The organism is Haloechinothrix alba (assembly GCF_900188115.1).
Classification (GTDB): Bacteria; Actinomycetota; Actinomycetes; order Mycobacteriales; family Pseudonocardiaceae; genus Haloechinothrix; species Haloechinothrix alba.
On sequence record NZ_FZNW01000001.1, the window covers coordinates 1 to 26,381 of the forward strand.

At 70.3% G+C, this 26,381-nt stretch carries 17 protein-coding genes; 12 read left to right on the top strand and 5 right to left on the bottom strand.

Features of this window, described 5'->3' with window-relative positions; genetic code table 11:
- Positions 1-116: 116 nt before the first annotated feature.
- The 4 genes from CHB84_RS00005 to CHB84_RS00020 all read right to left on the bottom strand — a co-directional run bounded on the left by CHB84_RS00005 (position 117) and on the right by CHB84_RS00020 (position 4,702).
- On the bottom strand, positions 117-905 hold the full coding sequence (locus tag CHB84_RS00005) for an ABC transporter ATP-binding protein (RefSeq protein WP_089299369.1): 789 nt from the start codon (positions 903-905) through the stop codon (positions 117-119).
- Positions 898-1,833: an ABC transporter permease gene (locus tag CHB84_RS00010; protein WP_089299370.1), complete on the bottom strand. Its 936-nt coding sequence runs from the start codon at positions 1,831-1,833 to the stop codon at positions 898-900. The genes CHB84_RS00005 and CHB84_RS00010 overlap by 8 nt, the downstream gene beginning before the upstream one ends.
- Before the next feature lie 122 nt (positions 1,834-1,955).
- Positions 1,956-3,413: a glycosyltransferase gene (locus CHB84_RS00015; RefSeq protein WP_089299371.1), complete on the bottom strand. Its 1,458-nt coding sequence runs from the start codon at positions 3,411-3,413 to the stop codon at positions 1,956-1,958.
- A gap of 20 nt (positions 3,414-3,433) precedes the next feature.
- The gene (locus CHB84_RS00020) at positions 3,434-4,702 is read right to left on the bottom strand and encodes a nucleotide sugar dehydrogenase (protein ID WP_245818462.1); all 1,269 of its coding nucleotides are present in this window, start codon (positions 4,700-4,702) and stop codon (positions 3,434-3,436) included.
- A 79-nt stretch (positions 4,703-4,781) separates the two neighbouring features.
- On the opposite strand from CHB84_RS00020, the gene CHB84_RS00025 reads away from it, so the two are divergent.
- The 12 genes from CHB84_RS00025 (at position 4,782) to CHB84_RS00080 (ending at position 23,857) form a co-directional block, all read left to right on the top strand.
- On the top strand, positions 4,782-6,143 hold the full coding sequence (locus CHB84_RS00025; protein WP_141134530.1) for a UDP-N-acetylglucosamine--N-acetylmuramyl-(pentapeptide) pyrophosphoryl-undecaprenol N-acetylglucosamine transferase: 1,362 nt from the start codon (positions 4,782-4,784) through the stop codon (positions 6,141-6,143).
- 55 nt (positions 6,144-6,198) lie between these two features.
- Complete coding sequence (locus CHB84_RS00030; RefSeq protein ID WP_089299373.1) at positions 6,199-7,923, top strand: asparagine synthase-related protein; 1,725 nt, start codon at positions 6,199-6,201, stop codon at positions 7,921-7,923.
- A complete protein-coding gene (locus tag CHB84_RS00035; protein ID WP_089299374.1) occupies positions 7,920-8,519 on the top strand; it encodes a hypothetical protein in 600 nt (199 codons plus the stop codon). Before CHB84_RS00030 ends, CHB84_RS00035 begins: the two co-directional genes overlap by 4 nt.
- 38 nt (positions 8,520-8,557) lie before the next feature.
- Positions 8,558-10,765: a glycosyltransferase gene (locus tag CHB84_RS00040; protein WP_089299375.1), complete on the top strand. Its 2,208-nt coding sequence runs from the start codon at positions 8,558-8,560 to the stop codon at positions 10,763-10,765.
- Positions 10,766-10,869: 104 nt separating this feature from the next.
- A complete protein-coding gene (locus CHB84_RS00045; RefSeq protein ID WP_089299376.1) occupies positions 10,870-12,060 on the top strand; it encodes a sugar-transfer associated ATP-grasp domain-containing protein in 1,191 nt (396 codons plus the stop codon).
- Between the two features lie 46 nt (positions 12,061-12,106).
- Positions 12,107-12,964: a cysteate racemase gene (gene cuyB / locus CHB84_RS00050; protein ID WP_089299377.1), complete on the top strand. Its 858-nt coding sequence runs from the start codon at positions 12,107-12,109 to the stop codon at positions 12,962-12,964.
- A gap of 118 nt (positions 12,965-13,082) precedes the next feature.
- A complete protein-coding gene (locus tag CHB84_RS00055; RefSeq protein WP_089299378.1) occupies positions 13,083-15,710 on the top strand; it encodes an acylphosphatase in 2,628 nt (875 codons plus the stop codon).
- Positions 15,700-16,941 (top strand): ATP-grasp domain-containing protein, encoded by a 1,242-nt coding sequence (locus CHB84_RS00060; RefSeq protein ID WP_089299379.1) that lies wholly within the window; start codon positions 15,700-15,702, stop codon positions 16,939-16,941. The genes CHB84_RS00055 and CHB84_RS00060 overlap by 11 nt, the downstream gene beginning before the upstream one ends.
- A 24-nt stretch (positions 16,942-16,965) precedes the next feature.
- Positions 16,966-17,238, top strand: a complete 273-nt coding sequence (locus CHB84_RS00065) for a hypothetical protein (RefSeq protein WP_089299380.1) — start codon at positions 16,966-16,968, stop codon at positions 17,236-17,238.
- 539 nt (positions 17,239-17,777) lie between these two features.
- Entirely contained in the window at positions 17,778-20,072 is a 2,295-nt protein-coding gene (locus CHB84_RS00070) for a CapA family protein (protein ID WP_176439715.1), read from the top strand.
- Positions 20,073-20,158: 86 nt separating this feature from the next.
- The gene (locus CHB84_RS00075; RefSeq protein ID WP_141134531.1) at positions 20,159-21,451 is read left to right on the top strand and encodes an HNH endonuclease signature motif containing protein; all 1,293 of its coding nucleotides are present in this window, start codon (positions 20,159-20,161) and stop codon (positions 21,449-21,451) included.
- A 129-nt stretch (positions 21,452-21,580) separates the two neighbouring features.
- Entirely contained in the window at positions 21,581-23,857 is a 2,277-nt protein-coding gene (locus CHB84_RS00080) for an ATP-grasp domain-containing protein (RefSeq protein ID WP_089299383.1), read from the top strand.
- 65 nt (positions 23,858-23,922) lie between these two features.
- On the opposite strand, the gene CHB84_RS00085 is transcribed toward CHB84_RS00080, so the two are convergent.
- On the bottom strand, positions 23,923-26,319 hold the full coding sequence (locus CHB84_RS00085; RefSeq protein WP_176439716.1) for an ATP-grasp fold amidoligase family protein: 2,397 nt from the start codon (positions 26,317-26,319) through the stop codon (positions 23,923-23,925).
- Positions 26,320-26,381 lie beyond the last annotated feature (62 nt).

Genomic DNA, 26,381 nt, shown 5'->3' on the forward strand with positions numbered 1-26,381 from the left:
AATATAGGTGACCTCGTGACCCGCCTCCAACAAAGCACGAATCTGCCGATACCGAATCCGCGCATCCCGCGGGTTGTGAACCACCGTCACGACCACGACGTGCACCGGAAGGCCTCCTAGGAGTTCTCGTCGAGATAGGCCTGGACGACGGACTCGGCCTCGCCATCCATGCGGATCACGCCTTCGTCCACCCATATCGCCCGGTTACACGTCCGCGTGATCTGCTTCATGCTGTGGCTGACCAGGAACACGGTTCCGGCCTCCTTGCGCAGCTCCTGGATGCGCTTCTCGCTCTTCTGCCGGAAGTCCCTGTCACCGGTGGCCAGCGCCTCGTCGACGATCAGCACGTCGTGGCTCTTGGCGGCGGCGATCGCGAACCGCAGGCGCGCCCCCATACCGGTCGAGTAGGTGCGCATCGGCATCTTGATGGACTCGTCCAGCCCGGAGAACTCCACGATGTCGTCGTGGCGTTCGCGGGCCTCCTCGCGGCTCATCCCCATCGCCAGGCATCCCAGCTCGACGTTGCGCTCCCCGGACAGCCCGCTCATCAGCGCGGCGTTGACGCCGAGGAAGGACGGCTGACCCAGGGCGTACACGGCGCCCTGGCTGGCCGGAAGCAGGCCCGCGATGGCCCGCATCAGGGTGCTCTTGCCGGAGCCGTTCCGGCCGACCACCCCGATGGCATCGCCCTCGTAGGCCGTGAACGAGATCCCGCGGATGGCGTGCACTTCCTTGACCGAGGGCCGCTGCTGGCGGAGCAGGAGGCGTTTCAGCGCGTTCGCCGAGTTGCCCTTGTCCTGGCCGTTGGCGGCCCCGATGACCCGGTAGACGACATGCAGGTCGTCGACGATGACGGTGGGCTGGCCGGTCGCAGGGGTCGCCTCGGTCTCGCTGAGCTCAGCCACGTCCGTACACCTCCTCCTTGCGCCAGAAGAAGATGAAACCACCCACCAGGAACAGCAGGGCCCATCCCGTCGCAGCCTCCCACACGTTCAGACCGAGCGGCAGGTTCAGCGGTTCGTGGCTCTCGATCAGCACCGTGCGGTACAGGTCGAGGAAGACTGCTCCCGGGTTGAGCTTGATGATCGGGAACAGGATCTCTTGCAACCACTGCGGTTCGATCCGCTCGCCGAAGTACTTGATGTTGTAGAACACCCCGGAGCTGTAGAACCAGATCCGGGTCAACACCGGCAGCAGCTGGTTGATGTCCTGGCTAACCGCCCCGATGCGCGCCATGACCAGGCTGATGCCGACGTTGAACAGCATGTGCAGCCCGACAACCGGCACCACGAGGACCCAGCTCCACATGATCGTGTCGCCGGTCCCCTTGATGATCCCGGTCAGCGGGATGATGAGGAACAGCGCGCACATCGAGATCATGATCTGGCGGAGCTCGACGAACACCGAGGACAGCGGCAGCATCGCGCGGGGGAAGTGCAGCGCGCGCACCAGCGCCAGGTTGTCGCCGATGGCCTTCGCGCCGTTGTTCAGCGAGCGCTGCATGAACGTGAACGCGAACACCCCGGTGACCAGGTACGCCGGGAAGTTCGCGATCCCGCGGTCGAGCTGCAGCAGGACACCGAACAGGATGAAGTACACGCCCGCGTTCAGCAGCGGGGTGACGATCTGCCACAGCTGGCCGAGCCGGGACGCGGAGTACTGCGCCGTGGCACGTGCCGAGGAATAGGCTCGGATGAAGTCCCGCCGCTGCCACAGCTGCTGGAGGTAGCCGAGCAGGCTGGGCCGTGCCGTGGTACGGGCGAGCCCGTACCGCGCGGCGAGCTCGGCCGGGTCCGGTTCGCCCGGCTGCTCACCTGTTGTCGAACTGGGCATACCTGCTCCACGAGAACCGTTCACTCGCGATGTCACCGGCTCGGCCCGGCTTCTCGCCCGGCTTGCTCATAGTGCGCACCTTACGGGGTTGATTGGCAAGGTGTGTGCCCACCCGATACTCGTCATGTCACGTCACACACCTCGTAGTAGCGGCGCGCGATGCGCACCCGTTCATCCCGGTACCCTGCACTGGCGCCGCTGATCATGTGCTCGACGGGGTCACCCGCACGGAGCAACTCGCCGTCCAGCCTGTCGGACAGCACCAGCGGCGGCGGCATACCACCGGCCCGATCGGGATCCACGTCACTCTGCTCGACCAGTCGCACCGGCATGGGTCGCGCCGGGCCGGAGCCCGGCCCCCGCCGCAACACGGTGCGTGCCACGGCCGTACCGCGCGGCCCGAGACGGCGCATCGCCGCCATCCGCGCCCGGACCTCCCACTCGCGAACACGCGAACGCGGGCGCGCGTGGCCCCGTACAAGCTCAGCGCCGAGCAGCTCACCGAGATGCTCGGCAGCCGCGGCACCCCCGCCGGGCCTGCCGAGCCCGGCACACGCCGCGGCGAGGTCGGCACGTACCGCTCCGTCCCGCAACCGGCGCACCTGCGCGCGCACACCGTCGAGGTCGCCCTCCTCGGCGTGCAGCGCCATCCCGGCGTCGGCCAGCCACCGCGCGCGTGCTGCCTGGTCATCGGTCCCCGCGGACGGGTTCGGCACGAGCAGGGTCGGCACCCCGGCACAGAGCAGCTCGTGCACCGAATTGTAGCCCGCGGCCGACACGGCCACATCCACGGCACCGAGGTACTTCGCCAGCGGGTACACCCCGGACAGCTCGACACACCGTGAGGTGTCGCCGAGCTCGAGGCCTTCCCGGCTGAGCGCGCTCCGGGTGACGACGACCTGCCACTCGGGGTCCTCCAGCACCGCGCGCACCGCGGCGGATCCGGGCGCGACCACGTCGTTGATCACCCCGCCCGCCAGCGTCACCAGCGCGGTCGGCCGGTCGGGGTCGACGCCGAGGTGGCGCGCTGCCTCCTCCCTCGGCACCGGGTCGATATGTTCCAGCAGCGACACCGGCGGAAGGCGGATCGCGTCGCCTGCGGTCGCGGTCGGCCCGGTATCCCCGGCCGAGGCGATGTCGCCCGGCTCCAGCACCCGGTCGAACAGCGCGGCGGAGCGCAACGGGGCGGTGCGCACCCCCTGCCGCCAGAACCCCCTGCGCATCCAGACGAACGCCACATCGGGCAGGTCGATCCGCGCGCGCAGCAACCCGAGGTAGGGCACGACCCCGTCGAAGACAACGGCGGACGCCCCGGTCTCGGCCACGAACGCGCGCAGCCGGTCGGCGAGGTAGTCGTGCCACCGCACCTCGGGCATCCAGCCACGTTCCCTGCTCGGGCAGTACTCGCCGCGGAAGTCGTAACGACCGAGCACGCCCGCCGCGGCGGACAGCGAGAAGAACACCGGCGCGCTCTCGGTGCGCATCGCCAGCGCGACACACAGCTGCCGGGTCAGGTGCCCCATCCCGGTGCCGTTGCTCGTGGCCAGCACGACCCGGTCGCTCGGGCGCTCAGCACCCACCGCGAGCTCGCTCCTCCGCGCTACAGACGGGCGACGTCACTGTGCTCAACCTTGCCCCTCGTATCGAAAAGCAGCCTCGCCTTCCCCGCGATATCGGCGAGGTCGTACTCGCTGTGCGGCTGCAGCAGCACCGAGATGTCCGCAAAGGCGAGCTCCGCGTCGACATCCTCGGCCCTGCGCACCATCGTGCCGTTCACCGACCACTCCGGCACGTACGGGTCGTGGAACACGACGTCGGCGCCCCACTCCACGAGGTGCCGCGCCACGTGCGCGGCAGGCGACTCGCGCTGGTCGTGCACGTCGGGCTTGTAGGTCACGCCGAGCAGCAGCACCGTTGAGCCGCGCAGTGGCTTGCTGTGCTCGTTGAGCAGGTCCTGGATACGCCGCACGACATAACCGGGCATGCTCTGGTTGATCTCCTGGGCGAGCTCGACGAACCGGAACGAGTAGCCGAGCGTGCGCACCTTGTACGACAGGTAGTTCGGGTCGATCGGGATGCAGTGCCCGCCGACCCCGGGGCCGGGGTAGAAGGCCTGGAACCCGAACGGCTTCGTCGCCGCGCACCGGATGACGTCCCAGATGTCCACGCCGAGCTCCTGGCAGAACTTCGCCATCTCGTTGACCAGGGCGATGTTGACGTGCCGGTAGGTGTTCTCCAGCAGTTTCGCCATCTCGGCCTCACGGGTGCCACGCGCGGTCACGACCGTGTCCACGAACCCGCGGTAGAAGTCGGCGCAGCGCTCGGCACAGGCCCCGGTGTGCCCGCCGACGACCTTCGGGGTGTTCTTCAGGCCGTAGGTGGGGTTGCCCGGGTCGATCCGCTCCGGGGAGAAGGCGAGGTTGAAATCACTGCCCGCGCGCAGCCCGCGACGCTCGAGGATCGGGCGCACGACCTCGTCGGTGGTGCCCGGGTAGGTGGTCGACTCCAGCACGACCAGCGTGCCGGGCCGCAGGTGCTCGGCCATGGACCGCATCGCGGACTCGACCGCGCCGAGGTCGGGGCCGCCGTCGTCGGCCAGCGGCGTGGGCACGCACACCACGACCGTGCCGGCCTCGCCGAGCACGGCTGGATCCGTCGTGGCCCGGAAGCCCTTGGCGACCGCGCTCGCGATGTCGGCATGGGTGATGCCGTCGATGTGCGAGCTGCCCCCGTTGAGCGCGTCGACCGTACCGGCGTCGGAGTCCAGGCCGGTCACCGCGTAGCCGGCGTCGACAGCGCCCATCACCAACGGCAGGCCGACATAGCCGAGACCGATGACGACAACGTCTGTGGATGGCGTGAAAGGCACGGCCGGATACTACCGGTGCCCCGGCAAGCGACGTAGGCGCCAGGGGATGTCTCGCACCGCGCCGTTACTCTGGCGTGTCGTGACCGACCCGGACCGACCCCGCGTGATCCTCGCGACCAGCAACGGCACCGGCATGGGACACCTGGCCCGTGCCGCGGCGACGGCGCTGGCCTGCGAGGACGTGGAACCGATCGTTTTCTCGCTGTCCCAGGCCCTGCCGCTCGTCGGGCGTTTCGGGATCCGCGGCGAGTACTGCCCCGGCCGCCGGCGTACCGGGATGGCCGACTCCCCGTGGCAGCACTACCTCGCCGCGCGGATCCAGGCGCTGGTGACCGAGACCGGCGCCCGCGCGTTCGCCTTCGACGGCGCATGGCCGTACGCGGGCGTTCAGGTCGCGCGGGCACGCCTGCCGCACGTGGCGTTCACCTGGATGCGCCGCGGGATGTGGCAACCGGGCGTCAACCGCGCCGCGCTGGACCAGCGTTCCCTCTTCGACCACGTACTGGAGCCGGGCGAGCTGGCGCATCCGGCCGACAGGGGTGCGACGAGGGAGCTCGGCGACGCGACGCGCGTGAGCCCGATAACGCTGCTGGAGCAGGTCGACCGGCTGCCGAGGGAGGCCGCCGCCGGCCGGCTCGGGCTCGACCCCGACATGCCGACCGCGCTGGTCACGCTGCGAACCACCGAGCCCGGCTCGGCGGAGGCGCGGGCCGAGGCCGACGCGGCGGGCGCGGCGGTGCGCGCGGTACTGGCCGATCCCGACTGGCAGGTCGCGGTGACCAGCACCACGATCTCGCCAGGGGAGCTCGGTGTGCGCAGCGACCGGCTGACGACGCTGCGCGGGGTGTTCCCACTGGCCCGCTATCTCGCCGCAGTCGATGCCGCCGTGGTCGAGGCCGGCTACAACTCCTTCCACGAGGTGCTGCTCGCGGGGCTGCCCGCGGTGATCGTGCCGACCCGCGCCGCCGTCACCGACGACCAGACGGGCCGGGCACGCTGGGCCGCCGAGGAGGGGTTCGCGCTGCACGCCCGCGAGGACGACCCAGACCAGGTCTCGGCGCTGACCGGGGAGCTGCTGCGGCCCGGCACGCGCGAGCGACTGGCCGAGCGGTGCGCCGAGCTGCCCGCGCCACGCGGAGCATCGGAAACCGCCACGGCGCTTGCCGGGCTCGCGGGCACGTTCACCCGGCACCGGCCCGGCCTCGGCGAGCGGGCGCGCACCGCGCGCCTGCACCTGCGGCCAGCCGTGACGCGCGCGGCCTCGCTGCTGCCTGGGGGCCTCGGTGCCCGGCTGACCGGCACCCCGCCGGAGGCGCCGGAGGTCACCGAGGACCTCGAGCGGATCGACACGGACATCGAGCACATCCTGCCCGGCACCTCCGATCGGTACCGCCGCGCCCGCCTGCGCATCGTGGCACGCTTCTACCGCGACGGCGCCTGAGCCACCCCGCCGGGTCCGTGGCCGGGCGCGGCGGGGTGGGCGGCAGAATGACGGCGTGGACAGTGACCCGGCGCAGCGGCACCCGGCGCGGGTGGAGCCAGTACAGCGGGATCCGTCGCCGCACGACCAGGCGCGGGTGCGCGTGTGCGGCAGCCTCGGGCACGCCGCCGACGAGCGGGTCACGGCCATGTCGACGTTGCTCGGCGACCCGCCGACCGTGCTGGACCGCCCGACCGCCGCGCTGCGCGGCACCGCCACCATCCGGTGGAACTCGCCCGGCGCGGAGGCTGCCTCGTGGTCGCCCACTCCGCTGCCGGAGAAGCTGCCGGCCGACGCGCGGCACATCGCCGCGCAACACGACGCGTTCTCCCTGGTCGTCCCCGACTCCGGTGACCCGTACCTGCACGCCGGTATCTCCGGGGCGGCGCCGGTGTACGTGGACACGGCGGGCGAGCCCACCGGCGGCGCGCACGGCACCTACCTGTGCTCGCACGTCGAGCCGCTCGCCCGCACGCGACGCGGGCCGCTGCGCCCCGACTGGGACGCCTGGGCCCAGATCCTCGCCATGGGCGGCCCCCTCGAGGGACGCACGCCGTTCGCCGGGATACGGCGCCTGCCGCCCTACGCGCGGCTGACCGCCACTGCCGGCGGCGCGTGCGAGCTCAGCACGACCGGCTGGCCGTGGCCGGAGGTCACCAGCAGCTCCGAGGCGTCCCTTGACACCGTCCGGGACGCCCTGACCGCCTCGGTCGGCGCGCTGGGTGAGCGCGCGCGGTTCGCTCCGCTGCTCAGCGGCGGCTGGGACTCGCGGATCCTGACGACGCTGGCCGCGCGCACCGAGTGCGCGGGCCTCACGGCGTGGACGACGTCCTCCGACACCGGCACGGTGCTCGAGGAACTGGTCTCCGCACAGGTCGCCGGGACGCTGGGAATCGAGCACGCCATCGTGCCCGCACGCCGCGACCGCTTCTCGCACGACCTCGCGTACTTCACCGAGGCTGTGGAGCACCAGACCTCGTTCCACGTGTGGCTCGTTCCGCTGGCCACCGCGCTCGCGGGCAACGGCGCCACGGTTCTCGACGGGCTGGGCGGTGGCGTGTTCCTCGGCGGCGCCTTCCCCGACTCCGGCGGCGACGGGCCGGTGCTCGACAGGCGGTTCAGCCGGATGGCCAAGTACCTGGACGCGGTGGGCGATGTACTGCACCCGAACGTTGCCGGGCAGGTCGCCGAACGCACGCGCGCGAGCTTCGACACGGTCGCCGAGCCGCTGGCCGACCACCCTTACGGCAACACGTTCACCGCCTACCTGACGCGGACGCTGCCCGGTATCAGTCTCTCGCCGTTCGGGCTGCTCTCCCGAGGCAACCCGGTCGCCACCCCGTTCCTGGACGACTCGGTGGTGCGTGCCGCGCTCGCGATACCGCACGCCGAACACGCGGAAGGGTCCCTGTACGCGCCGCTGCTCCGCCCGCTGGCACCGGAGCTGGCCGAGCTGCCGACCGCCGCGGAGATCCCGCAGGCCCGCCGACACCACCGCAGGCGTGTGGCATCGCCCGAAGCCGCCGAACGGTTCCGCGAGCTGCTGAGCCGCGAGCCGGTGCGTGGCCTGCTCGCACCCGGCTTTGCTGCGGCGAGCACCGAGACCTGGCGGCGCATGCTCGACCGAACCAACCAGCAGCACCTGATCCGGAGCCTGGCCACGATGTCGTTGTGGTTCCAGCGATACGAGGACCTGCTCGGTGACGTGCCGCCCGACGAGCTGCGCGAGCCGGTGACATGACGATGCAGCTATGGCTACGCCCTGCCCACCACTACACCCGGCTGCGGATCGGCGCGCTCGGACCGGTCCCCGGGCCTGCCGGCGAGCTCGTCGACCGCGACCTGCTCGCCGAGGACGGGCAACGAGGCTACGAGGCAAGCGACCCCGGTGTGGACCTGGTGCTGGTCCCCGGGGCGGGCGACGGGGGGCCGGCACGGCTGTCCGGCGCCGTGCTGGACGCGCTGATCCGCTGCGAGCGGTACACGGTACCGACGGTGCTGGTCGCCGCCGGGCACGCCGACCTGGACACGCCCGTCGCCGCGGTGTGCCGCGACATCGCAGGCACGGACGCCGAGGTGCTCGGTGACGCGCGGCGCCGGTTCGGGTCCGACCGGGTGCATCACCTGCCGGAGCCTGCCGGTCGCCGCGTACCGGGTGGCAGTGCCACGAGCGTCGCGGGGCAGGGACGTGCGCGGCACCGGCGCAGGTACCTCCCGTTGCTGAAGGCGCTGGCGCGCGGTGTCGGCCTGTTCACGCCACGGTCCCCGCTGACGTCCCTGCGCACCCGGCTCGGGCTGTCTGGCAGGATGCGCCACCGTTGCGGCACCGCCCGGTAGCGGCGTCACACACGCTCCCACGACGCAGGAAGGTTTCGATGGCACGCACGTCCGCGGCGTTCGACATCCTCATGGTCACCGACTGCCGCTTCCCGGGCGGCAACTCCTCGAGCGTCGTCGAGGAGATCCACGCCCAGCACCGCGCGGGTTACCGCACCGGCATCCTGCACGTACCCTCACCGATCCTGCGTGCCGCGCGGCCGTTCGCCGACAAGATCCGCGACGTCCTCGACGGTGGCCTCGCCGAGCTGGTGGTCGGCGTCGACGAGGTGCACGCGAAACTGCTCCTCGCGCGGCACCCGAGCGTGTTCACCGAGCTTCCGGACGGGCTACCCGAGGTACACGCCGACGAGGTCGTGCTCGCGGTGAACCAGGTGCCCGCGGACGAGCGTGGCCTGCAGCCCTACTACGACGTCCCGCACGTGCAACGCCAGATCGGGCGGCTGGTCGGCAAGGAGGCGACCTGGGCACCGATCGGCCCCCGCACCCGCGACGCGCTCGCCGAGCACCGCGACGCCGTCCCGATGCTGCCCTGGGACTGGGAGAACGTCATCGACGTCGACCAGTGGCGGGTGACACGGCACGGGTTCGTCTCCGACCGTCCCGTACTGGGCAGGCACAGCCGGGGGCACTGGTCGAAGTGGCCCGAGGAGCCCGCTGAGATCCTCGCGGCCTACCCGGAGGATCCGCACTACGACGTGCGCATCCTCGGTGGGGTGGACATCCCCGTCGAGCGGGTCGGGTACCTGCCGGACAACTGGGTCGACTACCCGTTCAACTCGATGCCCGCCCCCGAGTTCCTCGCCTCCGTCGACTTCTTCGTCTACTTCCACCACAGCGGTCTGGTAGAGGCGTTCGGCAGGGTGGTGCTCGAAGCCCTGTCCGCGGGCGCCGTGGCGATCGTGCCGCCGTACCTGGAGCCGCTGTTCGGCGACTCCTGCCTGTACGGCTCGCCGCACGACGTGCGGGGCTACGTCGACCAGCTCCACGGTGACTGGGGGTCCTTCGCAGAACGCTCCCGCGCAGGTGTCGAGCTCGCCCAACGGCGGTTCAGCTACGACACGCACGTCCGGCGCGTCGCCGAGCTGATCGGCCTGCCCGAGGCATCCCGAGCCGAGCAGGCCCGCGAACCCGCGGCCCCGCACGAGCCCGCCTCCGAACCGGCTTCCGAGCCGGCTTCTGGGCCCGCCTCCGGGTGTCCGCTTGTCGTGGACCTGACCCGGCACGGCGCCCCGGAAGGGCTCCTGGCAGGCGTGCTCCGGGCCGCGCGCGGGCAATCGGGGACCTGCGTGGCCGCCGTACCGGGAGCACGTACGGCCGACGTCGGCTCGGGGGCTGTGGAGACGTTCCCGAGGGTGCTCGACGAGCTGGACGACCGGGAGCGCTCGCGCTACCTCACCGCCCGGGTCACCGGCCTCGTGCAGGCACACCGGCCGGCGAGCATCGTGCTGCTCACCGACGGCACCGTCGACGTGCGGGACGTGCTCACCGCGACCGGCAGACCGAACCTCGACGCGGTACACGTGCACCCCGGCGACAGTGCAGGGGCTCCGGAGGGCGACCTGGCTGCCGCCATCGCCGCCGGGCTCCCGGACGGCTGGGTGGCCGCCCCGCCGCCCGGGCGACCGTCCGGAAGTGGCTCGCGCGCACCGCGACCGGTCACGCAGCGGCTGCTCGACCGGCTGCCCGAGTCGTGGCACCTGCACACCCGCGCGCGCCGCAAGATGCGCACGCTGCGCCGGGAGCACCTCGACCGCCTCATGGACACCGCGGAGGACGTCGGTGTGGTGCTGTTCGAGGCCGAGGACGCCGAGCTGAGCCTGCCGGTACCGGCTCGCGTCTCCCACCCGGTACCGCAACGGCTGCCGGTGGCACTGGTCGTGGTGCCGGGCGCGGACCTCGATCCCGTGCCGAACATCCGTGCCCTGCTGCAGCGCCAGCAGATCACCAGCGGGTTCCGGCTCGCCCTGCTGGCGCCACCGCACTGGGAGGCCGAGGCCGCCAGGCACGGTCTCGCCATCGAGACACTTGTCGATGAACCGGGCTGGACCGCGCTGCACGGCACCGGGTGGCCCGCCTACCTGCGGCAGCGGGTACGCGAGGCGAGCACGGCGTTCCAGCCGCACACGGTGGCCTTCGCGGAGTCGCCGATCGGTGGGCCGGACGGCTCGGACAGCGTGCTCGAGGTGCTGGAGGCCGCGCGCGTACGCAGGCGCATGGAAACCCGCCAGCGCAGGCCTCGATAGGCTGGCACAAGGCGGCGGGACTCGCGCGACGTGCGCCGCGGACGGCATCGACCCGCCGAGCGCGGTCCCACCGGCGAGCGAGGCGATGAGGGAAGGAGACAGCGATGACCGGGGTTCGGGCGCGGCTCGCATGGTCGCGGGCCAAGGCGGGCGCTGTCCTCCGGCGGGTCCGCAGGCTGCCGAGGCGCGCGCGGCACAAGGTCCGTGACGCGCGCCTGAAGTGGTCGGCGGTTCGCAAGCTCGCCAAGCGGGAGCGCGAGTGGGATGTGCCGCTGCGTATGCGGCGGCCGCGCTGGTGGCTACGCGGCTTCCTGTCCCGCAGCGTCGTCCTCTACGACCTGGACCGGCGCGGCGCCGGGGAGTACATCTCCGACCTGCAGCGCGTGTTCCGGCTGAAGCGGATGGTGCACCCGCTGCTACAGGACGTGATCAACAACAAGCTCACCACCCACCTGCTGCTCGGCACCCTTGACGTGCGCTCGGCCAAGCTGCTCGGCGTGTTCTGGCGCGGCGCCGTGCACGCCTTCCCGATCGAGGGGCGCGAGCCCATCGACCGGTACCTCAGCGGCCTCGAGGTCGGGCAACCGGTGTTCTTCAAGGTGCTGGCAGGCGCCGAGGGCAAGAACCTGTTCAAGGTGCAGCGCAGCGAGCCGGACGGCTGGGTGGTCAACGGGGAGGTGCTCGACCTGGACGCCGCCTCCCGCGTGCTGAAGGCGCAGGGGCACCCGATGGTCGTCGAGGAGGGCCTCGACCAACACCCCAAGATCAACGAGTTGTTCCCCGACTCGGTCAACACGATCCGCGTGCTCACCATGCTGGACGTGCGGACCCAGCAGCCGTTCATCGTGATGGCGGTGCAGCGTATCGGCACGCGGCGGTCACGGCATGTAGACAACTGGAGCAGGGGTGGGCTGAGCGCGCGCATCGACGTCACCACGGGACAGCTCGGGCAGGCCTCCCGGCTGCCGGACGGCACCGAGCTCGAGTGGTTCGACACCCACCCCGACACGGGCGCGCCGATCCGTGGCGCCGAGGTGCCGTACTGGCCAGAGATCCGGGAGATGGTGCTGCACTCGGCCCGCATCCTGTCGTTCATGGAGTACGTCGGGTGGGACATCGTCGTCACGCCGGACGGCCCGGTCGTCCTGGAGGCGAACATCAACACCGGCATGAATGTGCTGCAGGTTCACCAGCCGTTGCTCTCCGACGCCCGGGCACGCGCCTACTATGTGGAGCGCGGTGTGGCGCCCGAGGCGTCCGATACCGGCCAGCCCGTGACCGACGAACCGGTGTAGCCGGTCGCCCGGCGGGGTCGGCTGACCACGGTGAATAGCCCGACCGATGCATACGGCCGGCGCATCGGCAGGCGACTCGGGCGGCACCGGGGCACCACGAGCTAGCCTGGACACCAGTAGCAGTACGGACAAGCGATTGGAGCGCCGCGTGGTGATGTCGCCGTTGCTCGGCGTGCTGGGCGGTATGGGGCCCGCGGCGGCCAACAGCTTCCTGGCCTCCCTGGTGGAGCACACGCCTGCCGGTCGCGACCAGGATCACATCGCCACGATCGTCTACTCCGACCCCGGGACGCCGGACCGCTCGGACGCCATCCTCGCGGGCGGGCCGAGCCCGGTGCCCGCGATGCGGCGCGGTGTCGAGTTCCTCGACCGCTCCGGATGCGACCTGATCGCCATTCCCTGCAACACCGCGCACCAGTGGTTCGACGAGCTCGCCGCCGCAGGCTCCACACCGATCCTGCACATCGTCGACGCGGTGCTCACCCGAATCACGCACGACGCGCCGCAGGCCGGTGCGGTCGGGATCCTCGCGACCGACGGGACCGTTCACTCCGGCATCTACCAGCGGCGCCTGGCAGCGAGCGGGCACTCCGTACTGGACCTGACCGACCTCGGAGCGGACAACCCGGTCATGGCGGGCATCCGGGCGGTGAAGGCGGGAAAGCTCGACCAGGCACGTGCGTACCTGACCAAGGCGGCGGAGATGTTGGTCACACGGGGCGCTCAGGGGTTGGTCTTCGGCTGCACCGACGTCGCCGCGGCATTAGGGGCCACTGTAGACGGTGTCGATGTGCCCGTTTGGGACTCTTCTGAGGCATTGGCGATCGCCTGCATTGACCGAATTCGCCCCGGCCGCCCTGATCAAGCCCTTACACCTGGTGAGGAGGCTCGCGAGAACCGGTAAGAGGGTCTCTAGAATGTGCTGCCGCGTGCACCCGCAACCGGAGGTAACGACCCGCGCCAGGGCCGCTCCACACCGCGAGCGAGGCTGAGCACGCACAGTACCCGGAGAGAGGAACTGCATGGAGGATCCAGGGCGAGCGCTCACCGTGACTCGCGTACAGGCGACCGCCTTCCAGGCGCGAGCCGGCGGCAAGAAGTCCAACGCGCTCAACCACCTGGTGAAGCTCACCGCGACGACAGGCGACGGCAGGCAGGTCACCGGGGTCGGCGAGGGGCAGCTGCGCACCGCTGCCACCGGCGACCGGAGCGAGGCCTCGTGGGAGTTCCTCGAGGAGTGCCTGCGCCGCCTGCACGGCCGCGGGATCAGCGCCGCTGACCCCGCCACCGCGGCGGACGCCGTACGCAGGCAGATGAGCGAGTTCCACACGCTCGCCGAGGAACACCGCACTGCCGGCAAGATCGACCTGGCCGTGCCCTACCGCGGCACGCTACTCGGCCTCGAGGTTGCCCTGCTGGACCTGGCAGCCCGTGCGTTGCAGATCCCGCTCGCCGAGCTGCTCGGCACCCGGCGCACCTCGATCCCGTGTCACCCGACCGGCGCACCCGCACAGGAGAGCACCAAGGCACTGCGCGGACGCCTGCGGGAGCAGGACACCGCCTTCCCGGTGACCCACCTCAGCGGCCTCGGCACGGTGCAGGAGAACCTCGACCTGCTCACCACGGCCGCCGAGACCAACCGCTCCGGCAAGACCGGCGCGGGCGACCAGCCATTATGGATCAACCTCCAGGGGACGCTCGACACCAAGGACGCAGCCGCGTTCGTCAAGGCGGTCGCACGGTTGTCGAAGGCGGGCACGCTGCCACGGGAGATCTACATCGAGCAGCCGGTCGCCATCCGGGACCGCTACTACCTACCGCTGCTGCAGCGCACGGCCGACAAGGCCGCCGGAATACTCCCCAGGTCCGGAAGCGACATCCGCATCGTGTCCGACCAGGGAGCCTGGAACGTCAGCACCGCGGGGCGCCGTGCGCGGCTGGTCGCCCGGCTCGGCCGGTTCGGCGGGCTGCGCCCGCCTCGGGCCGCGCACATCAAACCCGCACAGGCAGGTGGCCTCGTCGCCAGCGTCGAGATGTCCGAACGAGTGCACAAGTCCTCGCCGCAGGCCCGGATCTACCTGGGCGCGTTCGACGCCGCCACCGAGGTCACCGCTGCCACCCTGCGCCACCTCGGGATGGCCATGCCTCATGTGGACGCTGTGGCCGACGCGACACTGGCATCAGAACCCACGATCGAGGCGCCCACCGAGCCCGGCCTGGGCGTGAACGTCCCGTACAGCGATCTCGTCGGCGACGCGCTGAACACCTTCAGCATCCCGGAACCGACCGTGGCAACGCACGAGGGCAAGTCACCGAACGTCTACCCCGAGGTCACCTACCTCCAGCCGCTGGGTTCGAACGGAACCAAGGGGCACCTGCTCGAGCGGGAAGCCCTGATGCTGGGGCTGTCCACCGTGCGCTACAACAAGGGAGCCTTCGTCGCCGGCGACGGGACCCGGGAACCGCTGAGCTTCAAGTGGAGCCGGTCGCCGCTGTCCAGCGCGGTCTCGCTGGCGCTGTGTACCCACAAGGAAGCGACCCGGCTGCGGCTGCGGCGCGCCGGCGTGCCGGTGCCGAAGGGCAACACGTTCGCCGAGGGCGACTTCGACGGGGCACGGGAGTTCGTACGGCGCATCGGCTACCCCGTCGTGGTCAAACCCGCCATGGGTGTGCGGGGCATCGGTGTCGTCGCCGACATCCGCGACGACGAGGCACTCGAACAGGCCTTCCACCAGCTCTCCGCGAGCACGCTCGGCAACAGCGACTTCATCGTCGAGCAGCACGTCCCCGGCCGCGACTACCGAATCGTGGTGATCGGGGACGAGGTGATCGGCGCGATCCTGCGCGAACCCGGCTCGGTGACCGGGGACGGGGAGAGCACGGTCGCCGAGCTGATGATCGCGAAGAACGTCGCGCGGCGCGGCAACCCGCACCTGTGGGGACGACCCATCAAGTACGACGACACCGCGCGGTTCCTGCTGGACCGTGCCGGGATGAGCCTGCACTCCGTGCCGGAGAAGGACCAGAAGGTGCTGCTGTCCGGCTCGTGCAGCCTGTCGCAGGGTGGCGACTCGATCGACGTACTCGGCGAGATGCACCCGTCGATCAAGGAAGCGTGTGTCCGCGCTGTCAAGGCGGTACCCGGGCTCGCCTTCTGCGGTGTCGACTTCCTCATTGAGGATCACACCAAGCCTCTCGAGGAGCAGCACTCCGGCATCTGCGAGCTCAACGCGCACGCGGCGATCGGCAACTGCGAGTACCCGCTGTACGGCGAGGGCCGTGACGTGGCGCGCACGCTGATCAACGAGTGCGTGTCCCGGTACGACCTCGCCACGACGCAGCGGCAGGACTCGTTGGCGTTGCAGATGCTCGTCCGCGGGCGTGTCACCAACGTCGGCTACCGCGCCTGGCTGCAGCGCCACGCGCGCCAGTTCGGACTGACCGGCTGGGTCCGCAACGTTCACGAGCGCATGGTCGAGATCGTCGCCGAGGGCGACGCGGAGCCCGTCACTGCCCTGGCCGCGCTCGCCGTGCTTGGGCCGCGAGCGGCCGTGCCGACCGACGTGACCACCACCCACATCGAACCGCCCCGCATCGAGGGCTTCGAGAGCGTCTCCGATGCCCCGAAGGAGATCACTCATGTCCGCTGACGTCGCAACGGCCGGGCCTGCCGCGCCTGCTCCCGAGCTGCGTGACGGGTACGAAGTCCACCAGGCGGCGCTGCGCCGTGGCCTGAACGTGATCCAGTTCCCGCGCCAGGTCATGATGGCCACCCCGCCGGACGGCGCGGGGACGGCCGGGGGAACACAGCCGCAGGAGCTGTCCTTCGCGCACGGGGTCCCGCAGACCTCGACGCTGTCCGCGGTGACGTACGCGCAGGACAAGCGGATGCGGCGGGCGCTGCTGACGAACGCGGGGCTGCCGATCCCGAAGGGCGGCGCCTACTCGGTCGGCAAGGGCATGGAGTTCGCCAAGCGGCTCATCGAGCGGATCGGCTACCCCGTGGTGGTCAAGCCCGCGATCGGCGACAACACCATCGAGACCCGCACCGGCCTGCGCGACGAGGACGAGCTGGCGAGCGCCATCGACTACCTGCGGATCCCCACCACGTCCCGCCCCACCTACACCCGTGCGGCGTTCGCGCTCACGCTGCTCAGCGAACCGGAGGAACTGGACGGGCGGGTGATGATGCCGTCCAGCTACCGGTTCCTGCTCGAGAAACACGTCTCCGGGGAGTACCTGCGGTTCCTCGTACTCGGCGACGAGGTGTGCTCGGTGGTGCACTGCCCGGGCGGGCCGTGGGCAGGCGGGGAACGGCAGCACCGCGACGTGACCGGCGAGACCCACACCAGCCTGACCGACCTGGCCCGGCAGGCGGTACGCGCCGTCCCCGGGCTGGCCGTGGCTGCGGTGGATATCGTCACCGGGGACCACACCGCCGATGCCGAGGCGCAGGACCCGCGGATCGTCGAGCTCTCCGAAAGGCCATGGCTGGCGATCCAGGCGGGAGTCTCCGCGCGGCTGAGCCAGGACCTCGGGGACGCCATCCTGCGCTCCCACGCCGCCGAGCTGGATCTCGGCCTCGGCGAGCAGCACGACGAGGTCGCCGTGGACCTGCACATGGAAGGTGTCACGGAGCCGGCCAAGGCGATCGCCGCCGTCGCCGAGGCAGGAAGGAACAACGGGCTGACCGGGCACGTGAGCGTGACCGACCCCGTGGAAGGCATCGCCGACGGTGTCGTGCAGGGCAGGCCGGACGCGATCGCCTTGCTCACCGAGAACCTGCTCGACGCCCGCATCGACGGCGGCTACCGGGCCGCGCTCGTCGAGGAGCGCGGCCGCCCCGTCGAACGGATGGACCCACTGGCGGTACGCGACTGAGGTGGTGGCCCCGCAGGAGGGCACATGGCCATCAGGGGCACGGAACACATCAACAACCCGGGCGAAACCCGGGGCGTCAACCTCGACGAAGCCGAGAAGACATGTGTGCTCCTCAAGGGCCTCGGGGTCCGCAGCGGCTTGGGAACGGCCGTCGTCGTGACTGAAGCGCTCGCCCGCGGCAACAACGTCCACATCGGCATCACGAAACGCCGCGACTTCGTCCGCGCGTTCACGCTGGTGGCCGCCGAGTTCGACGGGGTGCTCATCGACGCGATGTTCCCCGACACGCGCGCCTGATCTCCCGCGATGCCGCGTACGACCACTCCACTCGGCGCGTAATCCGCGGCGTGCGATCCGGTCGGGACGCCTGAACCGCGGAACGACAGCCGAGCATGCTCCCCAGGTCGACCGGCTGGTTCCGGCCGTCGTAACGGCCGTTCACCGCGTTGCCGGCGCCCTCGGCATCGGTGCGATCGGCGCGCGACCCACCGGGCGCTGTCTTACCCCGACCCGTGGATGAGCTGCTCCGGACGAGTGGAACCGACCCGGTCCGCCTGCCCGCAGTGACCGTGCCACGTGCACGGACCGACACAAATCGTCACCGGCGACACGGAGTCGCGACCATGATCGTCATTCCGACGACTCTGCAGTTTCTCAATGAAATTGTGATACACGAAATCGGATTACCAAACACACACTTCGGACATTCGTCGGATACGCTCCGGACAGAGAACGGACCGAGTATCCGGACGACCGACTGGGGCACTGAGCCGACTGGGGCACTGAGCCGGCAGCAGCCTGCCGCAGCCGAACCACCGACACGGCACGGACCACACATGAAACAGTTCACCGTCGTCTTCACAGGCGACACCAGTCTCGGCGACTGGTACGTGCAGCGCGCCGAACCAGACATCCAGCGACGACTGCGCGAGCAGCCCTTGTCCTTCTTCGACGAGGTCGAACCGCTCGTGACAGACAAGGACCTGTTCATCACCAACTTCGAGAGCGTGCTGGCCGACAACCCGACGAGCCCGCTGCAGGGCCAGAAGAACTACCTGGGGTGGGACTCACCCGAACGCTCCGTCGATGCCCTCAAGCGAATCGGGGTCGATGCGGTAAGCCTCGCGAACAACCACACCATGGACTTCGGCCGCGAGATCCTCGCCGACACGGCAGCCAAGCTGACCGACGTGGGCATCCACACCTTCGGCGCGGGTAAGGGCACGAGCAAAGCGGCGGAACCGCTGGTGCGCCGCATACGGATCGGCGACCACGAGAAGAACCTGTACGTACTGGGGGCCTTGAAGAACTCCGCGGTGATGCGCGAGCAGTACAGGTTCTTCGCCACCGAGACCGAATGGGGCCTGCACCCCCTCGCCACCCGTGCCGTCGCCCACCAGATCGCCGAGTTACGCGCCGACGACCCGGACGCACTGATCATCTTGTACCCGCACTGGGGCCAGAACTACCAGTGGGCCTCCGACCTGATGTGGCGCACATCCGAACGGTTCCGCAAGGCCGGCGCAGACCTGATCATCGGGCACGGCGCGCACATGCTCCAGGAGCTCAACGTGAGCCAGCACGGTTCGACCGTGTTCTCCCTCGGCAACTTCGTCTTCAACTCGCGCGGCCGGTACACCTCCCTGAACGCGCCGCCCTACAGCCTGGTCAGCAGGCTCAGCCTCGGCGTCAGTGCCGGACGCTGGCAGGCGGCGTTACGGCTCTACCCGATCGTGACAGACAACGTCGACACCACCTACCGCTCCCGCCCTGTCACCAGGGACGAAGCTCACGCCGTGTTCCACACACTCGCGGCACGTTCGGCAGAACCCTCGGCATTCGGGCGTTCGTACTCGCTGGAGAAGGACGGCCGCGGCTGGCACATCCTGCAGACTCGACCGATCAGTGCTCGTTACGACTCCGCGGCCCGACCGAGCCGTCGAGGGCAGTGGCGGGGCAAAAGGCTGCTGGCGACCCCGCGCGATCACTACCCGGACGCGGGCGCGGATCAGGCGACGCAGGGCGACGCGGCCACCGGTACATCGGCCTCCACGGCCGCGTCCGCGCAGTTTCCCCCCGGATCGGAGCGCTACGGCCCGGGGAGCACGCACGAATGCCTCGCCAAAGCCCTCGCAGCTCGCGGAGTGCCCTACAGCGCCGGTAAGGCAACGATCCGCGACAGGTCGCGGCCTGCGCTACGGTTCACGATCAACGACATTCCCTATGTCAGCAGCGCTGCGATCATCTATCACGCGCGCGATGACGGGTCCACGCGAACAGTCAACCACCGAGCCGCTCGTGTGGCAAAGCGCAAGGATCTCCTCGCGCACATTCTCGATGCACGGTCGTTCGCGGTACCACGCGGTTCGACGTTCGGTTCCGCACGCAAGCGCGACGCACTGCTGTACTTCGATGCACTGAGCACCACGTTCCGGCACGGCTTCTGCGTCAAGCCCGTGGACGGCAGCCTCGGCCGCGATGTGCACACCGGCATCACGACACGCGCCGCGTTCGAGCATGCTTTCGACGCGGTCGCCGCGGCACATGACGAGGTCCTCGTACAGGAAGAGCTACCAGGCGAGGTCTACCGCTTCCTGTATGTCGGCGGGCACGTAGCGGCGATCCGTACCGGCCTTCCCATGAACGTGCGGGGCGACGGTGAGCGGACCATCGCGCAGCTGGTCGCGGACAAGAACAACACGCGCCGCGAGAACCCCATTCACCAGTACTACCCCCTCGAGATCGGCCGGCCCCAGCGCGAGGAGCTCGACCGGCAGGGCAGAACACCGGAGTCGATCCCCGCCGCGGGCGAGACGGTGTACCTGGCACAGACGTCGAACCTACACCGGGGAGCGGACATGGTGGACCGCACCGACGATGTGCACCCGAGTTACAAGGACGAAGTCGCGCGCGCGGTCTCGTCCATACCCGGCATGCACATCTGCGGGGCCGACGTGATCATCCAGGATCACCACGCGCCCGCCGAACCCGGCAACCACGGCATCATCGAGCTCAACACCGGGCCAGGCGTCGGCGGTCACCACTACCCGTGGTCCGGGCAGCCGCGGGACGCGGCGGGAGACATCGTCGACTACCTGCTCACGCTGAAACCCGCCGACCTCGGCCGCTGAACACGGACGCCGTCCCATGCGACCCGGTGTGCGACACGCCGGGGAAATAACGAGACGGTATCGAACTGGTGTTCTATAGTGAAGGTGTGTCGGAGAGCGCGGTGATCGAGCGGGCGCCTGCTGCCGGGTGGTGGCAGGCCGATCGTGACGCGCTGGTGGCGGGGCTGGTGGAGCGGGAGCGGGCGATCCGACGGTTGCGGGCCGAGCAGGACGCGATCCTGGCCGAGGTCACCTCGCGTGGGGTGTTGGCCGAGTTCGGCTACCCCACCGGTGAGGCGTTGTTGCGCGACACCGTCCACGTGGATCGGGGTGAGGCGCGCAAGCGGCTGGCGCGGGCTGTGGCGTGTTATCCCACCCGCGCAGGCACCGTGGAGGCCCCGGCCGCGGGGCGGGCGCACCGGGCCGGGGAGATCGACGGGGAGCATGTCGAGGCGATCGCGGGGGCGTTGGGTGAGCTGCCGGGGGAGGTGCCGGTCGCCGAGCGTGAGGAGGGGGAGCGGATCCTGGTGGAGCTGGCGCAGCGTTCCACCCCGGCGGTGGTGCGGCGGGCGGGGCGGCACCTGGTGGCGCGGCTGGATCCGGACGGCAAGCGGCCCCGGGATGACGAGCCGGCCCGCCCACGGCGCGAGTTGCTGCTGGGGTGGCGTCGCGACGGGCGGCTCGGCTTCTCCGGGGTGCTGGATCGGGAGACCGGCCAGCAGCTGCAGACGGCGTTGAGCCCGCTGGCCAAACCGCGCCCGGCCGAGAACGGCGAGCGAGATGAGCGCAGCACCGGCCAGCGGCACGGGGACGCGTTCGCCGAGATGATCGACCTGGTGCTCGACGAGGGCAAGCTTCCCACCGAGGGCGGGGAGAAACCCCGCCTGATCGTGACCCTGCCCTGGGACGAGCTACGCGACGCGGCCACCAGCAGCACCACCGACACCACCACTGGCGCCAGCGAGGCGGCCGGGGCGTTGGTGAATCACGACATGCCGGTCACCGGCGAGCAGGCCCGCCGCATCGCCTGCGACGCCGGAGTGATCCCGGCCGTGCTCGGCACGCGCGGCGAGGTGCTCGACCTCGGGCGCGAACAGCGACTGGTCTCCACCGCCCAACGCCGCGCCCTGACCCTCCGCGACGGCGGCTGTGTTTTCCCGGGATGTGATCGGCCGCACCGCTGGTGCCACGCTCATCACATCCACCACTGGGCCGACGGCGGCACGACCGACCTGGCCAACCTCGCCCTGCTGTGCGGCGAACACCACCGGCTGATCCACCACAGCGACTGGCAGATCCACCCCGGACCCGACGGCAGGCCCTACTGCACCCCACCCACCTGGCTCACACGAGCATCCCACCACGACCTACCCCCACCCCCAACACACGCAGTAGCCTGAACCAGCTGTGCGACGATAACCGCACAGCTGAAAGTCCCCGGTTCCGTGCCTGTCGCCGGCCTCGCGGATACGACGCGTCCATGCACCGGCGTGGGTCAGCGGTGCTGGGCAGCGCGGAGGAACGCAACGATGAGCGAGCTGGACAGCTTCGAAACACTGATCTCCGCCGCGCTTTCGCGGCTGCCTGCTCTGGATGCCGGCACATACCGTGTCAAGCGATCCGGCCAAGGGCGCCGGTCCTTGGATGCCGCGCTGCTCGCCGATGCCGCACGGGAGCGCGGACTTCCGGTGCTCGCGCTGACCGAGGAACTACAGGTCATCGGCAACGGCACGGCCGCGCTCGGCTTCTTTCAGAACATGTGCCAGACACTCACCTCATTGGACCGCAAGGTCAGCAACGACAAGGAACTGACCAAGCGGCTCCTGCGGGGCGCAGGGCTCCCGGTTGCCAGGGGCGAGGTCGTGAGCTCGCGCGACGGCGCGATCGAGGCGATGCGCCGCATCGGCCAGCCGGTGGTGATCAAGCCATTGACCGGGTCAGGAGGTAAAGGCATCACGGTCGGTGTGCGCGACGAGGACGAGGTGTCCATAGCGATGCGCAGCGCACCCGCACGGACCCGGCGATTCCTCGTCGAGGAGAGCATCCCCTCGATCGACCTGCGGATCATGGTCGTCGCGGGCCGAGCCGTCGCGGCGATGTTGCGCGTACCCGCACACGTGACCGGTGACGGGCACACGAGCATCGGCGAGCTGGTGGACCGGAAGAACGAGCTGCGCCGCGCGAACCCCTACCTGCGGCGTTCGCCCGTGACCATCGATGAGGCCGCTACCCGCAGGCTCGCCGCCCTCGGGCTCAGTCCCGACAGCGTTCCCGAGCACGGCAGGCGCGTGCTCCTGCACTACAAGGCCAACCTCTCCGCCGGAGGGGACAGCGTCGCCGTCACCGACCACGTGCACCCCGGCATCATCGACCTCGCCGAACGTGCCGCGGCCTGCTTCCCCAGCGCGCACCACAGCGGCGTCGACATCCTCGCGCAACGCTTCGACGCGCCGCCCGAGGAGCAGAACTGCATCATCTGTGAGGTCAACTGCAACAACGACACGCCCATGCACGAGTTCCCGCTGTTCGGCACACCGGTGCCTACAGGGGAGCTGGAGATCGACGGCTACTTCGGTGCCGGCCGCGCCCACCTACCGTCCGCGGGCGGCGGTGCCGCCGGAGACCGCCGTGCCGCGCCCGGTCGCCGCGTGTTACGCGGCTGGCGAATCCTGCGCCGTGCCGCGCCCGCACGGATGCCGCGTGCCGATCAACTGGCTACCGAGCTCGCTACCAACCGGCTCCCGACGGAGGGCACCTGCGACGCGGAATCGCCAAGGGCACTCGATCGCCGGTACCTGGCGGATGCGCTCAGCGCGCACGGAGCAGGCGGAGTCCGGTTCCACACGACCTTGGTGCACGCCGACGTCGACGGCCGGGACGTCGTGCTGGAGCGCAGCGGGCGGTCCGTGTTCACCGCTCGCCTGTCCATGCAGCGGGACGCGCTGGAGCGGTTACTCGAGCACGCGGCCGTTCCGTTCTGCCGCCGCACGACCGTCAACGCCGACGCGGCGTCGGCTGCGCGCGACTTCGTCGAGAAGCACGCAGGCCCGTGGAACATCTACGCAGCCGAGCCAGGCTGCCCGCTCCGGGGAGCCTTCCGGCTCAACCGGGCGAGCAGCGTCGAACGGGCACAGCGCCGTCTCCGCGACGTCGCCACCGACCTGGTCATCGAGCAAGCTTCCGAGTCACACGCCTGGCGCCTGCTGGTGGTGAACGGCCGCGTCCGCTCCTGCCTAGCGCTGTACCCGGCCACCGTCACCGGTGACGGGGTCATGACCGTCTCCGAGCTGGTCGAGCAGGCCGCTACCGCGCGCCGTGCACACCCGTACCTGCGCCACCGCCCGCTGCCCGAGGACGTACCCAGCGACGCCTACCTCGCGCGGCACGGTCTCGACGGCGACTCGGTCGTGCCGCACGGTGAACGGCTCACGCTCAACCACGGCACCCTCATCCGTGCCGGTGCCGAAACCGTCGGGTACACCGGGCAGATCGAGGCCGAGCTCGAGCGGCGGGCCCGCGAGGTCGTCTCGCTCATCGGCGACCCACCACTGAGCGCCGTGACGTTCGCGCGGCGCACTCCGGACGGCGACCGCGCGTGGGCGGTGACCGACGTCGACACCGACCCGATCCTCGTGCAGTTCACCCAACCCGCTGCCGGAGACGTTCCCACCGTGTTCGACGACGTGGCCGAGATGCTGCTTACCGGACCGCGCCGCGTACTGGACTCCCGGCCCGCGGATGGGGACACCGGGCAGGACAGCCGAACCGGACACGCCCGAGAGTCACACGGTAGTCCGCTCGCGTAACTCCCGCGCTCCGGTGAGCGACGGCTGACCCGCCGGGCAGTACGCCGGCCGGTCGACGCCGCCGGTCACCGGGCCGTGCCGGTGGCTTTCGCGAACGCCGAGAAATCCGTGCCGGCCAGCACATCCTCGATGATGCGCCCCTCGGCACGCACCCAGCCTTCCGCGAAAGCGCGATCCCACTCGGCGTTGAGCTGCTCGAACCCACCCGGGCGGGGAGTGAACTCCCCGAACACCAGCTCGTCCTCCCCGCGCAGCATGTCGATGCGCATGAACGGCACCGGGATGTGGCGGCTGATCTCGCGCACCAACTCACACTGCTCGGGGGTGGCCCCGCTCGCCTCCGGGAGGGGCTCGTCGGGTATGCCGACGTCCGTCCGCTCGCCGGCGCCTGTCCAGAACTGGACGGCCTGCTTGCCGCCCGGCAGGCGCCGGGACTCCCGGACCAGCAGGACCTCGCCGTAGCAGGCGTAGAACTTGACGTCGGTGGCCAGCCGGTGACTGGCGCTGTCCTCGAGGACCAGCTCCTCGACCATCCACCGGTCCGGGAGCCTGCGCCTGGAGTCCGGAGCCATCAACGTGTCTGCGTGCGCCGCCATCCCCGCCCAGGAGGACATCTCGTCGCCGTCGAAAAGGTGACGGATGCGGTCGGGTGCGAACACCGCGTAGGCCCCTCGGGAACCGGTTCCCCGCACCGGCTTGATCACCACCGGGTGCGCCTCCTCGATCTCGGCGAACCGGTATGTCTTCCTGTCGGAAGCGGGTCGGCGTATCCCGAGCTCGTCCACGAAAGCGTAGGCGTTGGTCTTGTTGTCCAGCAGCCATGCCGGGCGGAACGCACCGAGCCGCCGCGCCTCGGACTGCTCGAACATCAGCGCCGTGAACGACAGGCCCGAGCGCAACGACAGGTCGTTGTTCTCCAGCTCGCGCGCCATCAGGTGCGTCATGTGGCGCGGCTCGGCAATGTCGAGCAGCTCTTGCATCTTCTTGCGATAGGCTGCGTCGGCCTCCCGCATCGCGTTCCGGTGCAGCGTCCGCTTCAGGGCCGCGTGGATCGAGGCATCGACGGACTCCTTTTCGGACCGCAAGGACTCGAGAGCGATCTCGTCCCACACCGCGCTCCACCCGTCGGCGGCACGGTCGGTCGCGGAGTCGAAGCCCCGCACCCGGTAGGGCCGGACGCTCTCGGGCAGCAGTCGCGCACCGAGCCCCGGTGAGGACTGCCCGGCGATGAGGTTGCTGCCCCGCTCCCGGTACGTCACCACCGGGTCGGTGATGCGCGCTTCGGCCCGCACCGGCGGGGACGCGGTCAGGTAGTCGAGCCTCGGCAGTGCCCTGGCGAGGTTGTGCAACGCCCACACCGTGACGTCGCTCGCGCCGAGCAGACCGCCCAGCGCGAGCCGCACGTCACGATCGGCCTCCACCGCCATACGAGCGAGCTCGAGGCCCGCCAGCAGGCCGCCCACCTTCGCGGGCATGATGTTCAGCGCACGGCAGCCACCCAGCTCGTTCAGCCGCCGCAGGTCGGCAGGGCCGCGAATACCTTCATCCGGCATGATCCGGAGGTCGAGCCCGCTGCCGCGGCATGCCTCGTCCGCTTGCCGCTGCAGCCGCGGTAGCTCCGTGACCCGATCCGGCGGCAACACCCCTTCCAACACCACCGAGGCCGGAACGGTGCCTTCCCGCATGCGTGTCACCACACCGTCGACGAACGAGGCGGCCTCGTCGAGGCCGAAGGGCGTAGTGAAGTCCATCCAGACGGGTTTGTCGTCGCCCACCGAACGGTTGGCCTTGGCCGCGGTCTCCAGCCGATCCCAGTCCGTGCCTGCCGAGCCCGCTCCGTTCAGCCGCGTCGTGGGGTACTTGTCCTGCTTGGCCACCCTCTCGGCGATCTCGTCTAGGGTCACGTTCGACGAGATCGCCGAGGCACTGACGCCGAGTTCGTCACGCTGCTTACCGAGCAGCTCCGCGATCTGCAGTCCCAGCGCCCGGGACACCGCGTCCAGTAGCGCCACCTCGATACCCAGCAGCGTGCCTCGGAACGGCAGCTCGCCGTTGTCGACAGTGCCGTGCTCGCCGGCAAGGGCCGCGAGCTCGGCCATCACCTCGCGCACAGCGGCGACCGCGGACTCGCGATCGTGGAAGGACAACGCTCGCGGGCTCACGCGTGCCCCCGCCGAGCGCAGGAAGCTCCACGCGGCGTTGCCCTGCCTGTCGCCGTCGCCGGTCAGTGCGTGCCGCGGCTGGCACTCACCGAGGCCGACGAACTCCCGACCACCCTGACTCAGGGTGACCGTGACCAGGAAGTTGTTACCCGAGCTCGTCGAGCGCCCGCCGGTGCTCGACGGGCGCTGGAACGGCATGCGGTAGTGCTGCGCCTCGACACGTACGAGGCGGAACTCGTGCGGCTCGCCCCCTACCGCCGCACGGTTCCGTCGACTCTGCAACAAACGAAGGAGGCCCATTTCTGAAATGATAGTAGAGGGGGGTGAAATCATGGTTGCCCACACGGGACAGCGGCGCATTC